Origin of the sequence: Peribacillus sp. FSL K6-5616 (assembly GCF_038008245.1) — a bacterium.
Classification (GTDB): Bacteria; Bacillota; Bacilli; order Bacillales; family DSM-1321; genus Peribacillus; species Peribacillus frigoritolerans.
Genome location: NZ_JBBOYT010000001.1, coordinates 3803946 through 3817738 on the forward strand (window position 1 = coordinate 3803946; position 13793 = coordinate 3817738).

At 42.1% G+C, this 13793-nt stretch carries 10 protein-coding genes and 2 pseudogenes; 4 read left to right on the top strand and 8 right to left on the bottom strand.

Going from position 1 to position 13793, the window contains the following annotated elements; all coding sequences use genetic code 11:
- Nucleotides 1-64 precede the first annotated feature (64 nt).
- The gene (locus MHB45_RS18295; protein ID WP_207117981.1) at nucleotides 65-550 is read left to right on the top strand and encodes a GNAT family N-acetyltransferase; all 486 of its coding nucleotides are present in this window, start codon (nucleotides 65-67) and stop codon (nucleotides 548-550) included.
- 241 nt (nucleotides 551-791) lie between these two features.
- Here the strand turns inward: MHB45_RS18295 and MHB45_RS18300 are convergent, their stop codons facing one another.
- The gene (locus MHB45_RS18300; protein ID WP_072273472.1) at nucleotides 792-1781 is read right to left on the bottom strand and encodes a LacI family DNA-binding transcriptional regulator; all 990 of its coding nucleotides are present in this window, start codon (nucleotides 1779-1781) and stop codon (nucleotides 792-794) included.
- A 137-nt stretch (nucleotides 1782-1918) separates the two neighbouring features.
- Here MHB45_RS18300 and MHB45_RS18305 point away from each other — a divergent pair, with 137 nt between their 5' ends.
- On the top strand, nucleotides 1919-2767 hold the full coding sequence (locus MHB45_RS18305; protein WP_072273473.1) for an HAD-IIB family hydrolase: 849 nt from the start codon (nucleotides 1919-1921) through the stop codon (nucleotides 2765-2767).
- An 81-nt stretch (nucleotides 2768-2848) separates the two neighbouring features.
- Here MHB45_RS18305 and MHB45_RS18310 read toward each other — a convergent pair whose 3' ends face one another.
- Complete coding sequence (locus MHB45_RS18310; protein WP_072273474.1) at nucleotides 2849-3766, bottom strand: M15 family metallopeptidase; 918 nt, start codon at nucleotides 3764-3766, stop codon at nucleotides 2849-2851.
- A 610-nt stretch (nucleotides 3767-4376) separates the two neighbouring features.
- On the opposite strand from MHB45_RS18310, the pseudogene MHB45_RS18315 reads away from it, so the two are divergent.
- A pseudogene (locus MHB45_RS18315) lies at nucleotides 4377-4951 on the top strand (DUF6434 domain-containing protein).
- 367 nt (nucleotides 4952-5318) lie between these two features.
- Here MHB45_RS18315 and MHB45_RS18320 read toward each other — a convergent pair.
- The 6 genes and pseudogenes from MHB45_RS18320 to MHB45_RS18345 all read right to left on the bottom strand — a co-directional run bounded on the left by MHB45_RS18320 (nucleotide 5319) and on the right by MHB45_RS18345 (nucleotide 12557).
- A complete protein-coding gene (locus MHB45_RS18320; RefSeq protein WP_048685380.1) occupies nucleotides 5319-5966 on the bottom strand; it encodes a 3-oxoacid CoA-transferase subunit B in 648 nt (215 codons plus the stop codon).
- Nucleotides 5967-5982: 16 nt separating this feature from the next.
- Nucleotides 5983-6678 (bottom strand): CoA transferase subunit A, encoded by a 696-nt coding sequence (locus tag MHB45_RS18325; RefSeq protein WP_034309718.1) that lies wholly within the window; start codon nucleotides 6676-6678, stop codon nucleotides 5983-5985.
- Nucleotides 6679-6710: 32 nt separating this feature from the next.
- Nucleotides 6711-8096: pseudogene (locus MHB45_RS18330) on the bottom strand (GntP family permease).
- Between the two features lie 606 nt (nucleotides 8097-8702).
- Nucleotides 8703-10373 (bottom strand): sigma-54 interaction domain-containing protein, encoded by a 1671-nt coding sequence (locus MHB45_RS18335; protein WP_072273476.1) that lies wholly within the window; start codon nucleotides 10371-10373, stop codon nucleotides 8703-8705.
- A 64-nt stretch (nucleotides 10374-10437) separates the two neighbouring features.
- On the bottom strand, nucleotides 10438-11613 hold the full coding sequence (locus MHB45_RS18340; RefSeq protein ID WP_048685373.1) for an acetyl-CoA C-acetyltransferase: 1176 nt from the start codon (nucleotides 11611-11613) through the stop codon (nucleotides 10438-10440).
- Nucleotides 11610-12557 (bottom strand): 3-hydroxyacyl-CoA dehydrogenase family protein, encoded by a 948-nt coding sequence (locus tag MHB45_RS18345; RefSeq protein WP_072273477.1) that lies wholly within the window; start codon nucleotides 12555-12557, stop codon nucleotides 11610-11612. Before MHB45_RS18345 ends, MHB45_RS18340 begins: the two co-directional genes overlap by 4 nt.
- Before the next feature lie 247 nt (nucleotides 12558-12804).
- Here MHB45_RS18345 and MHB45_RS18350 point away from each other — a divergent pair, with 247 nt between their 5' ends.
- Nucleotides 12805-13581 carry a 3-hydroxybutyrate dehydrogenase gene (locus MHB45_RS18350; RefSeq protein ID WP_048685367.1) on the top strand — a complete coding sequence of 259 codons (777 nt, stop codon included), beginning with the start codon at nucleotides 12805-12807 and terminating at the stop codon, nucleotides 13579-13581.
- Nucleotides 13582-13793 lie beyond the last annotated feature (212 nt).

Below are 13793 nucleotides of genomic sequence, written 5' to 3' on the forward strand. Positions count from 1 at the left end.
TAAGCCAAGAAGATTATAAGAGAAAATATAAAATTCAGGGGTGAGTCGGATTTCGGAAACTAGATTGGAAATTAAACCGTGGGAAGATAAAGACCTTCCATTACTATTTCAACTAAATGCTCCAGAAATGATGGAACATCTTGGCGGACCAGAAAGTAATGAACAAATCCTGAAGCGTCATCAGCGGTATCTACAGATTGGTGATAAGGGATGCATGTTTAGCATCATCCCGTTTCCAGAGGCAAAGGCAGCCGGTTCCGTTGGCTACTGGCAAAAAGTGCGGAACGATGAATTCGTTTACGAAATCGGTTGGAGCGTCCTCCCTTCCTTTCAAGGAAAAGGAATCGCATCTCATGCCGTGAAGGCAGTGATAGAGAAAATCAAAGCCGAACGAAATTACAAATACATTCACGCATTCCCTTCGATCACTAATCCTGCATCTAACGCAATTTGCCGCAAGCTCGGCTTCAATCTCATCTCCGAATGTGAATTCGAATACCCGCCAGGGAGCTTTATGAAATGCAATGATTGGTGCCTGGAACTAGGATGAATACTTTAGATGAATAGCGGATTTGTGTACAGGTAGGATCATACCGTGGTAAGTCGAATTATGTTGGGTTTAGGTGAATTATTTCCCGGGAAAGTCGAATCATTCTGGGGGTTGGTCAGATTATTCCCGGGGTAGGAAGAATTATTCCCGAGGCAGGGCCGATTGCATCCCTTAGAATTTCTTTAGTGTCTGTCTGAAAGGATAATGAACTGAATATGGAGCTTTTATATCTTTATGAAGGTTAGGTCGATTCTCTGATTTTAAGTTCTGTAGGCAATTTAATAATGTCGCGCTTTAATTTCAAATCTTCATTTAAATATTTTATCAATTCTATTACAGTGCGTTGCCCTAGTTCCATAATCGGTATATCGATTGTGGTTATGGTAGGGGTTGTGACTTGGCAAATAGATTGATTATCATAACCAACTATGGCTAGGCATTCCGGAATTTTGTAGCCCAACGCAGTTGCCTTTTTGATAATTCCTGCTGCTACCTGGTCATTTCCAGTAAATAAGGCAGTAGGTTTTTCTTTTAATTTTACTATTTCATCACAAATACGGAATCCATCTTCAATACTAAATCCATGTCCAAATATCCAATCGTCATTATGCAGTAAATCATGATCCGCTAAAGCTTTTAAAAACCCCTCTTTTCTTTGACCCTGGGCCTGACTATAAGAAGTATCGTAGCAGAAACCTATTTTCCTATGGCCTTTTTCTATTAAATGATTAACAGCTTTGTATGTCGCTTCGAATTCGTCATATCCGATAATCGGTATAGAAGCGGAATGATGGTATTCATTACACAGTAAAATTGGGCCGTATTTCAAATAAGGCTTGATTACATTCCATTCATTTTCTAACGCTCCTAAAATAACCCCATCTACTTCTCTATTCTTTAATTTCCCCATAACATCCAATTCATTTTTCGCATCATAAAAGGTTTGAAAAATAAGAACCTTATAATCATTTTCCAATGCTGCTAGAGATACTCCTTTAACCAATTGGGCAAAGAATGGATGATCGAAACTTGGGACTGATATTGCAATGGTTTGGGTTTTATTTGTCCTAAAATTCCGGGCTAGTGAACTTGGTGCATAATCAAGCTCTTCCATGACCTTTAAGATTTGTTCCCTTTTTTCTTTCGATACATATGGATGATTATTTAAGACTCTGGATACCGTTGTTTTAGAGACATTACATATCTTGGCTATCTCGCTAATTCTCGTCATTTAATCCCATCCTTGTAATAAGTGGTTGACATGTTATCGATTTCAGAAGTTATGATTAAACCGTTCCTAATATATTAACAAAATTTTTCTGAGTTGTATTTTTAAAAAGTTATATTTTAGCGAATGGAGGGATTGTTATGTTTTTGAATAAAAAGGGCGGGTTTCAGTTATTGCCAAAGGTTGAAGACCCAAAATATATTGTATTCTGTGATTTCGATGAGACCTATTATCCTCATTCCATGAGTCACGAGAGACAGGAAGATGTATATGAGCTTGAAAATTACTTAGAAGCAAAAAGCATGGATGAAGGACTTGTCTTTGGCTGGGTCACTGGGAGTAGTATCGAATCAATATTACATAAAATGGAACAAGGTGGATTCAGGTTTTTCCCGCATTTTATTGCCAGCGACTTAGGCACCGAAATCACCTATTTCTCGGAAAATAACTTTTTGGAAAGTGATCCTGATTGGCATTCGCAGATTAATATCGAAGAATTTAATAAGGGGAAAGTCGATAAAATTTATAATGTTCTACTTAACGGCAATATACCCTTGATTCCTCAGACTCAAATGGGAAGTTCACGCTACAAAAGAAATTATTATTATCAAATACAACATGAATCCGTCGACAAGAAGAATTTAGCTACCATCCAGAGGGTGGCCAAAGAGTACGGGATAGGGGTAAATATCAATCGTTGCAATCCCCTTGCCGGCGATCCTGAAGATAGTTATGATATAGACTTCATTCCATTAGGCACTGGAAAAAATGAGATTGTCCGTTTTATGCTAGACAAATTCGGGCTGAATCGGGAGCATGCCTTTGCTTTCGGGGATAGCGGCAATGATCTGCTCATGTTAAAAAGTGTTAAACATGGTTACCTTGTAGGGAATGCAACCCAAGAAGCAAAGGAAGCTCATACTAAAATAGCGACAGGTACGTACTCCAAAGGAATATTAAGAACTTTGCAATCCATCATTACTATTTGAGTGGAAGTATAAGTAATGAGGAAAAGGTAGTTGATGCGCTCCTGCACAGCTTTACTTTCCGCTAACGGTATGGATTTTCCATCAAGCAAACAATTCATTCCATGTTACTTTGCCTGCAAGCTTATCAGCGGAAATCTTACTTGCTTTCTGGTATTTGAATAATGCCGCCTCGGTTTTTCCCCCGAATTCTCCGTCAAGAGTACCGGGGTTAAAACCTTCCATATATAACGCTGCTTGCAGGATCCATGTGATATTGCAGCTAGCTCCTTTTTTTATTGTGATGGTGGCATTCTTCGTTTTAGGCCCCCATTTTCCATCGACAACAAGCTTTTTATTGAATTGCTTATTCAATTCTATTTGTAAACCTATTATAAGGGCCGTTCGAGTTTTGGGGCCATAAAACCCATCACACTCAATATTCGTTTCATATCGGCCATTTAACGTTTGTTGAATCGAAATGATAGGATTATCTCCTTTGCCGGTTTTCTGCATTTCCCTTTTTTCTAATTTGAAGGGTAGGCGGGGTTCATTTCCAGCTTGTAACTGTGTATAAGATAACCCGCCTGTCATCTCCAAGTGGGGGTAATCCTTGAATGAACTCCAATCCCCGCCCCATTTAAATCCTAACCCCTTACCTATGGCAGCCACTCGCTGCCATTTTGAATTAACTGTCCATATCGCTCTCCTGCCATCATCACTCACAATGAAGAAGTCAATAGCCAGTCCATAATTATGATAGGATTGCCCTGGCTTAGCGTTCGTCACAATCGGTTTAGCTAGATTACTATAGTTTTTTCCTTTGTAGCTGTAAACTCGTCCTTGACCAAAAAGGGTGGCTTGTTCTTCCAAAGAGCGGTAACCTGCACTTATCTGTACCGTGATTCCTTCATTATAAGCACGTTCCACCATTTCCAATGCTGCTGCCTTCACAACAGGATTCATCCCTTTGCCCATCTTTTTCACTGATCGCTCCAATAATGTCCGTAATGCTACTTTCACTGTCATCCCTCCTTTTAAGTTCCCATCAAAGTTTATATAAGACTTTTTAACGGAAAAGTAGCAGAATTGGAAAAGTTTGTTCGTTCTCATTTATTAGAGAATAGAAGTGATATGTTATTTATCCGATCCTTTTTCCGCCGACTGTCTGCCAAGCCTCCTAGCAGGTAAACGGCTGCGGGGTCTCGGCTAGCCAGTTTTTCGGCAGAAAAATTAGCCATAAAAAACACCCCGTAAATGTTAGTTTGGTGTCTAACATTTACGGGGCAGTTCAGAGTAACCTACAGTTTTTTCTTAATAAACGTTCCTGCTGATTTCAGAAATCCGCTCCCTTTCCGCCGACTGCCTGCCAAGCCTCCTCGACGCAAGCGTCTCCGGGGTCTCGGCTAGCCAGTTACTCGGCAGGAGTGTCGCAAATTTCTTCCATCCATTAAGGGTTACAGTATAAAAACATGAAGAATAATCTAGTCTTCAACATGTTTCAAGATGAGCCGACTGTGTTTTTTTCTAAAGGCTTTTTTTTCGTAAATTGTTGTTTTGGAATTTGTTGTTTTGAATAACAAGAACATCCGTTCTATAATGGTATATAATAGAATTTAAGGAAGTGTTTTGTTTGAGACCTAATCTATCAAAAGATACTAGCATTGAGAGTTTCAAAGATTTCTATTGGTTGAAAGAGGAATTGCAAACGTTTTGCAGGGAAAACGGGATAAGTTCTACTGGTTCAAAGATAGAAATTTCCCATAGGATTGAAACATTTCTTCGGTCAGGAGAGATAAAAAATCCTATTAGAAAAACAAAAATCAATAGGACGGTTGAACCTCAAGTACATTTAAGCCTTGATACAGTCATTACAGAAAACCATCGTTGTAGTCAAGATGTGAGAGCCTTTTTCAAGACTGTTATCCCTAAATTTCATTTTTCAACATATATTCAAAACTACTTTAAAAGTAACGAAGGAAAAACGTATCGTGATGTTGTAGATGCTTGATATGAGGAAGAAGAACGAAAGAAAGACCCCACATTCAAGAAAAAGATTGCACCTCAATTGAATACAATCCATTCACTAGTGACTTCTTTGCTGATCCGGAAAATCAAGGTAAAAGTCGTGCAGAAGCAATTGAAGCCTGGAATAAGATCAAAAAACTTCCTGGAAGCAACAAATATGAACCTAATAATGAAATATAAGGACACCTTAACATTTATACTGTAAAGTGATTTGAATATTAGAAGTTCCAGTTGATTGGAACGGAAGGTACGAGACTCCTGCGGGAAAGGCGTGGCCAAGGGAGACCCCGCAGGCGAGAGCCGAGGAGGCTCCCAGACCGCCCGCGGAAAGCGAGTGCCTGGAGTGGAAATCCTTACACATCCCCTCCTTCAGAAATCCGCTCCCTTTCCGCCGACTGTCTGCCAAGTATTGATAACTGAGGTGAAAAGGCCTGTCGTTCCTTCATTAATAGAAATGGAATTTCCCCAAAAAAATTAGACGGCTTCCGTTCGCCCGTTTGCGAATGAAAGCCGTCTAATCATGTATTATTTTATTAATCTCTTAACCTTACGCTTTGATTTCAATAGAGGGGCTTATTGTAAAGTCAGCCTCTGTTTTACTTTTCACTTCATCAAGTGTTACGCCATTTTGCAATTCAATCAATTCCATGCCAGCGTCTGTAAATTGAAAAACGGCCAGTTCGGTAATCAGGCAATGGACGACTTTTTCTCCCGTCAATGGCAATGTACAGCTTTTTTTCACTTTGGATTCCCCGTGCTTGTTCACATGGTCCATGATGACAACAATTCGTTTTGCGCCTTGGACGAGGTCCATCGCTCCTCCCATCCCTTTTACCATCTTCCCTGGAATCATCCAGTTTGCCAAGTCCCCATTCTCGGAAACTTCCATCCCGCCTAAAATGGCTAGATCAATGTGGCCGCCGCGAATCATCGCGAATGATTCAGCGCTATCAAAAAATGATGCCCCCGCTTTTGCCGTTACCGTTTCTTTTCCTGCATTGATCAAATCCGGATCAACTTGATCCTTTTGGGGATAAGGCCCGATTCCGAGTAAGCCATTTTCCGATTGAAGCATGACATTAAAGTCATTTGGTATCATGTTGGCAATCAAGGTCGGCATTCCAATCCCTAAATTCACACACATCCCATCTTTGATTTCTTTAACGGCCCGTTCTAAAATTAGTTGTCTAGTCATTCGATACTCCTCCTTTTTATGCGTTAGCAGTTGTAAGTCTTTCAATTCGTTTTTCATAGTCATTTCCTACAAGCACTTTTTGTACATAAACCCCTGAAGTATGAATTTCATCTGGATCGAGCTCCCCTGTGCCCACAAGCTCCTCCACTTCGACAAGCGTGACTTTCCCTGCGGTGGCAACGACAGGGTTAAAATTCCTTGCCGTTTTCCGGTATACAAGATTACCGAAATGATCTGCTTTCCAGGCTTTTACAAAGGCAAAATCTCCGACTATTCCTTTTTCCATAATGTATGTGCGGCCATCAAACTCTTTATGTTCTTTACCTTTTGCGACTTCCGTCCCTACTCCTGTAGCTGTATAAAAGGCAGGAATTCCCGCTCCACCCGCTCTTAAACGCTCGGCCAGCGTTCCTTGGGGAACTAGTTCGACCTCCAGCTCGCCGCTTAAAAATTGCTGTTCAAATAACTTATTTTCCCCAACATAAGAAGCGATCATTTTTTTGATTTGTTTGTTTTCAAGCAATAGACCGAGACCCCAGTCATCGACACCGCAATTGTTGCTGACAATCGTCAAATCCTTTACACCTTTGTTACGCAAAGCAATGATTAGTTTTTCTGGTATTCCGCTTAATCCGAACCCGCCTACGATAATGGTTGCTCCATCCTCGATTTGTTGAATAGCGCTATCAAAAGATGTTAATAATTTACTCATTTTCCATCATCTCCATTCTTAATACTATTCTATTAAATAAACAGTGATGTTGCAAAAGCTATGATGAACACGGTCACTGTTTTTAAAATCGTAATCGCAAAAATATCCTTGTAAGATTGGCGATGTGTCAGTCCAGTAATGGCAAGCAAGGTAATGACGGCACCATTATGCGGCAGCGTATCCATTCCGCCAGATGCCATGGATGCTATTCGATGAAGCATTTCCGGGGTGATTCCGACACTTTGGGCCACCTGCAAATAGTGACTTCCCATCACTTCTAGCGCAATCGATAGTCCACCTGATGCGGATCCGGTAATCCCTGCCAACACATTGACGGCAATAGCTTCGGATACGAGCGGATTACCGCTTGCATTGAACACCCAGTTTTGAATGACCGAGAATCCAGGAAGTGTTTTCACCACATTCCCAAAACCAACTTCAGATGCAGTATTGAATATGGCAAGCAATGATCCCATTGCCGCAGCTGTTAATCCACTTGCCAATTTGACCTTGATGCGTCCAACATTCAGAAGCATCGCTGCAATGATACCGATGGCCAATGCAACAATCAAAGACCAGGATGAAGTGACTGTGCTTACATCGGCAATGTTGAAAGTTTCCTTCAGCATCGAAGCATCATACTAGTGCTTAACCGAAATGGCACTGCGGCTGAAAGCAAAATTAAACGCTACGACAAGGATGAGCGGTACGATGGACAGCCAAAAGTTAGGCAGGTTTTGCTGTTCTGCACTTTCTGGTTCATTGATATGTCCTTCCCCGTAGCCTTCACCATTTGCCACCGCTTGTTTACGGCGACGCTCTAACCAGATCATTCCTCCAGTGAATACCATGATTGCGCCAATAATCCCCATGATTGGAGCTGCATAAGTATCTGTTCCGAAATAATTCGTTGGAATGATATTTTGAATTTGAGGTGTTCCAGGAAGGGCATCCATCGTATATGTGAAGGCGCCCAATGCTATCGTTCCCGGCAATAGTCTTTTTGGAATGTCTGCTTCTTTGAAAATTGCCGCTGCAAATGGATAAACGGCGAATGCCACTACAAACAATGAAACCCCGCCGTATGTCAGCGCCGAGCACGCCAGCACTACAGCAAGAATGGCCTGCTTCGAGCCTAGTGATTTTACGATGGTCTTGGCAATGGATGCAGCTGCACCGCTCATCTCCATGACCTTTCCAAATACGGCCCCTAATAAAAATATCGGGAAAAACGCTTTTATATAGTTAGCCGCAAACGTCATATATGTCTCTGTATAACTTGGCAGCAAATGTCCGCCGGATAAAATGACCGCCAATAAAGTAACAATCGGCGCTATGATAATGACCGGATAGCCCCGGTAGGCTAAAAAGATTAAAAGTCCCAGCGCCACCACAATGGCTAAAATTTGAATCACCAATTCAATTCCCCCTTTTCTCCCTTGCCCCAAAATAATTCGGAAGCCGTTAAATAGAACTAGTAATCTCCTAAATTCCATATTTTTAATTTTTGCGCTTTACCATCCAAGCCTGCCTTCCCCAAGTCAAGCTGAATGATTTCCCTAAATATTGATAACGCTTTCAATAATCCCTTTTCATTTTACGTGGAAACTCAATATAAAATGACAGATGGGCCATTCACTAAGTAATTATGCAATTATTGTGCCAACTTAAATACAAGGAAAAATCTCATCTTTTAAAGCTTTTTCAAACATTTCCTTCCCTAAAATCCCTTAAAACTGTCAAGGTTTCTGCACACTCAAGGATAAACCCCAAAAAAGTGTAAGCCTTTTCTTACAACATTTACATTCGCTCTCGTTTTATGTACGGATTTCCTAACACACTCGAATATTTGCTAGTAAAAGCATGGGGAGGGGGATTCAGGCATTCGCTTACATTCGGCGGAAAGGGAGCGGAATTCTGAAAGCACCTTGCACGTTTTTAAAATGAAAAAACTGCAGGCAAACTCGATTTTCTTCGAATTTGCCTGCAGTCTGAACCCTTTGGCAAAAGGGTCCTTTCTTCAATCATAAACCATATTTATTCATTTTTTCATACAGTGTTGTTCGGCTCACTCCGAGTCTCTTTGCCGTTTCTGATTTATTGCCTGAAGTCATTTCCAAACAGGAAACGATTGCATCCCGTTCGGTTTCATCCATTACTTCAGCCAAGGTGCGGATCGAGACAGCTTCTTTATGACCCGTTATTTCTATAGGGAGATGCTTGGAACGTATCATTTCCCCTTCTTCAACTATATTCATTGCGCGTTCAATGATATTCTCCAACTCACGAATATTCCCCGGCCATTTATAAAGACGAAGCAGACGCAATGCTTGATCGCTCATCCCTTTTACGCGTTTCTTCATGAGATTCTGGTACTTTTCAACAAGATGATTTACCAGTATTTCAATGTCCTCCGGTCGCTCCCTTAAGGAAGGAACATGGATTTGCAGGACCTTCAACCGGTAATACATATCAAGCCGGAACTCCCCTTTCGAGACCATTTCCTCCAGATTACGGTTCGTTGCAGCGATTACCCGTACATCAATCGGAATACTTCCCGTCGAACCGACCCTCTCAATCTCTTTCTCTTGTAAAACACGGAGCAGCTTCACCTGCATATGCAGTGGCAGCTCACCGATTTCATCCAAAAAAATCGTACCGCCTTCAGCCGCTTCGAACTTACCTGCTTTTCCGCCTTTTTTTGCACCAGTGAAGGATCCCTCTTCATAGCCAAATAGCTCTGACTCCAGCAGCTCCGCCGGGATAGCGGCACAGTTCACTTTGACAAACACACCCATCGCCCGTCTGCTGTCATTATGAATGGAATGGGCAAACAGCTCCTTACCTGTTCCGCTTTCACCCAAAATCAAAACATTCGAGTCGCTTTTAGCGGCAATTTTGGCCTGACCTTTCACTTCCATGAAAGCGGGACTTCTGCCCATCAAATGATCAAACGTATATGAGGCCTTATTTCTCTCGCGAAAATCGCCTTTGTACTTTTTCAGCTCTACTTCAAGTGAATTTATCCGCTTGGAAAGAGCGGTGAATTGCCCGACATTCTTAAAAAGAATCTTCCCGACCGCCCCTATTATCTTGCCTTGTTTCCTTATCGGGGAACGGGTCGCAATTATATAATTATCTTTAATTTTTTGTAATTCGGCGACCTCTTGCTTGCCAGTTTTGGCGACCACATGCATACGGGTGTTTTCAATGACCTCCGTTACATGTTTCCCTATGGAGCTTTCCTGATCGACCCCAAGAAAATCCGCATAAGCGTGGCTCAGCATTTGGACATACCCTTCCGTATCGACCATCACCAAGCCGTCATAGGCAAACTCGATAATATCCTTAAACAGAAGTTCTTCATGATTATCGATATTAAGAAAATCACTTTTATTATTTGTAAATAATAGGAGGTAAATCTGATACTCCCCTTCACCCATTTGAATGATGGCTTTTCTGACAATCCCATTATTCTCATTCAAACGGATCGGAGTATTTACAGCTGGTACAAGGTTTTTTTCTAAAATCAAATGTATTTGCTGATCAAATTGATTCTCAGCAAAAGCCTCGGATAATACGCGATTGCATAGAACGATTTCTTTTTCGTTTTTCGTTACCAAAACACCAAAAGGCAATTCTTCCAATATCGCTTTCACTAATTCCAATTGAATAGTTTCATTATCGCTGGCCATTCCTACTCTCCTTAAACCGTCTGAAGTTTCCTCCATTATATCATAGGAAAATGAGGCCAAGTCATTACCGTTCCACAATCAGCGCAGTTCCCTGTCCGCCGCCGATACATAAGGTGGCAAGGCCGGTTTTTGCATCCCGGCGCTTCATTTCATACAATAACGTCACTAAGATGCGGGCACCGGAAGCGCCTACCGGATGACCAAGGGCAATCGCCCCGCCATTCACATTCACTTTCTCCGGCTTCAATTCAAGGTCATTAAGCACGGCGAGTGACTGTGCCGCAAAGGCTTCATTCACTTCCATCAATTCAATATCATCTATTGTCAATCCCGCTTTTGCCAAAGCTTTCCTTGTCGCAGGAACTGGACCATATCCCATGATTTTCGGATCAAGCGCGGCGTTTGCATATGACTTGATTGTCGCTAATGCTTCCAGTCCCAGCTCGTCCGCTTTTTCTTTAGACATCAGGACTAACATCGCACCCCCATCATTGATTCCGGAGGCATTACCTGCCGTAACCGTTCCATTTTCCTTAAATGCAGGACGCAGCTTCGTTAGCTGATCTATCGTCAGCCCATGACGCGGGTGTTCATCTTGGTCCACCAAGATCGTCTTTCCTCTCCGTTTATATTCAACAGGTGCGATTTCCTCTGCAAATCGTCCTTCAAGCTGCGCCTTTTCAGCCTTCATTTGACTATCTAAAGCAAATTCATCCTGCTTTTCACGGCTGATTTCCCACTGCTCGGCAATATTCTCTGCAGTCACGCCCATATGATATTGATTAAATACATCCGTTAAGGCGTCATAAGTCATTGAATCCACCGCTTCGGCATTACCCATTTTCTGCCCAAAACGATAATTTGGAAGTAAATACGGAGCATTGCTCATGCTTTCAATCCCCCCGGCAAGAATCACATCTGCATCTCCAAGGGCAATGAATTGCGCTCCCATTATGACCGTACGGAGGCCAGATCCGCAAAGTTTATTAATGGCCATGGCCGGCGTCGTTTCCGGAATCCCTGCATGAATCGCAACCTGACGTGCCACATTTTGCCCTAATCCAGCAGATAGAATATTCCCAACCAATACCTCATCGATCATGTCAGCCGAAATATTTGCCCGCTTAATCGCTTCCTTAGCTGCCACAACTCCCAAGTCAACCGCCGAAACATTGGCAAGACTGCCTCCAAACGCACCAACCGGTGTTCTTGCTGCCCCTACAATCACTACTTCTCTCATAATACTTCCTCCTTCTCCATTTTTAATTTTCCCAGTTTAATAAAATTACGGTCCCTCTCATTGATTTTCTGAGAAACGGTAGATTCTTCATACGTAAAAATGCCTTCTCCCGACTTCGTCCCAAGCTTTCCCTCAGCCACCAAATCACGAATCAACTCAGGCGCTTCCTTACTCTGGTCCAAAACCGGTGAAACATTATCGAAAACACGCTGCCATGTATCAAGTCCGCCAAAATCGGCAATCTCGATCGGCCCGGTAAATGCCCAGCGGAAACCTGGTCCAGCCGTTATCGCCGTATCGATATCCTCGGCATCGGCAACGCCCTCTTTTAATAGATAAAAGGCTTCACGCATCAAGGCAGTCTGGAGACGATTGGCAATGAATCCTGCTATTTCTTTTTTCAAGAGAATCGGAGACTTGCCGATTTTACGCATTAAATCCATGGTTGTCTTGACGATTTCCGGCTTCGTTTCGTCATGCTGAACAATTTCAACCAATGGAACCAAATGGCCAGGATTAAAGAAATGCGTGATGACCATTCGCTCCGCAAACGAAGCCTTTTCCATCAATTGGGAAATCGGAAAGGTCGATGTATTTGAAGCAACAATTGCATCCGGTTTGATTATTTCCTCCAGTTGCTGATATAGATTTAATTTCAGCTCGATGACTTCCGGAATCGCCTCAATGATAAAATCAGCATCCCTTACTGCCCCTTTCAAGTCCACGCTGTATGTAATATTCGCTAATGCACCTTGCTTTTCCCGATCAGTCAAAGCCCCTTCTTCCATGAGCAGTGATAGATTCTCAGAAATTCGATTTTGGGCATAGTATAGCAGCTCTTCCTTTATATCGTTAATGGTGACGAAATACCCGCTAACTGCAAAAGACTGAGCGATCCCACTACCCATTACACCTGAACCGATAATGGCTATTTTTTTAATCATCCAGCTTCCCCTTTCCGTTTCAATTACCTTTATTTACTCACCTTTTTATATATGCAATATCTATGCCAACGATAAGGGGAAATAAAATTCTTTTTTTATCTTGAAAATCATGATAGACTCTTACTCATTAACCTAAACCATATTTTTATAACCTTCCCTTTTTATATTTACTCTACGGAATACTTCCCTGTTCACGACATAAAATGACAGACTTGGACCATTACATTTTTTATTGGAGGAATGTAATATGGTTAAAGATAAAGTGGCGATAATTACCGGATCTGCTAGAGGAATCGGCTTTGAGATCGGAAAGATATTTGCTGAAAATGGAGCAAAGGTCGTTTTGTCCGACCTTGATCAAGACACTGTTGAAAAAGCTGCTCAAGACCTAAGGAACAACGGCTTGGAGGTTATCGGTTTAAAAGCTGACGTAACAAGTGAAGAGGATATTATCCAACTAATCAAACAAGCTAAAGACAAATATGGACGAATCGATATTTTCATCAATAACGCCGGCCTTCAGCATGTTGCACCAATTGAAGAGTTTCCAACTGAAAAATTTGAACTGATGATCAAAATCATGCTGACCGCTCCATTCATTTCAATTAAGAACGTTTTGCCAATCATGAAAGAACAAGGCTTCGGCAGAATCATCAACATCTCTTCCATTAACGGCCTGATTGGATTCGCCAACAAAGCAGCATACAATAGTGCCAAACACGGTGTAATCGGCTTGACGAAAGTCGCCGCCCTGGAAAGCGCCTCTTTTGGCATAACCGTCAATGCCCTTTGCCCAGGATACGTAGACACGCCTCTCGTCCGCGGTCAATTGGAGGACCTGGCAAAAACAAGACAGGTACCGTTAGAAAGTGTTTTGGAAGAGGTCATCTATCCACTTGTCCCACAAAACCGCTTACTCGATGTAAGTGAAATTGCCGACTACGCCATTTTCCTTGCAAGCGACAAAGCTCGGGGCATCACAGGCCAGGCAGTCGTATTAGATGGCGGATATACCGCTCAATAAAATGCATGTTAAAAACCCCGAATAAATGGCACCAAAAAGTGCCCTGTATTCGGGGTTTTCTGTATGGAAATGTGGGAAAATTTGGTGACGAAAAGATATCCCCCATGTTAAAGTAATATAGGGATACCTCCCATTTCACACTATTAAAAGGAGGCCGCGTCATGATTATTAAGTGGGTTAGACTGCGATAATGAAAAGCGCAGGCCAATCAT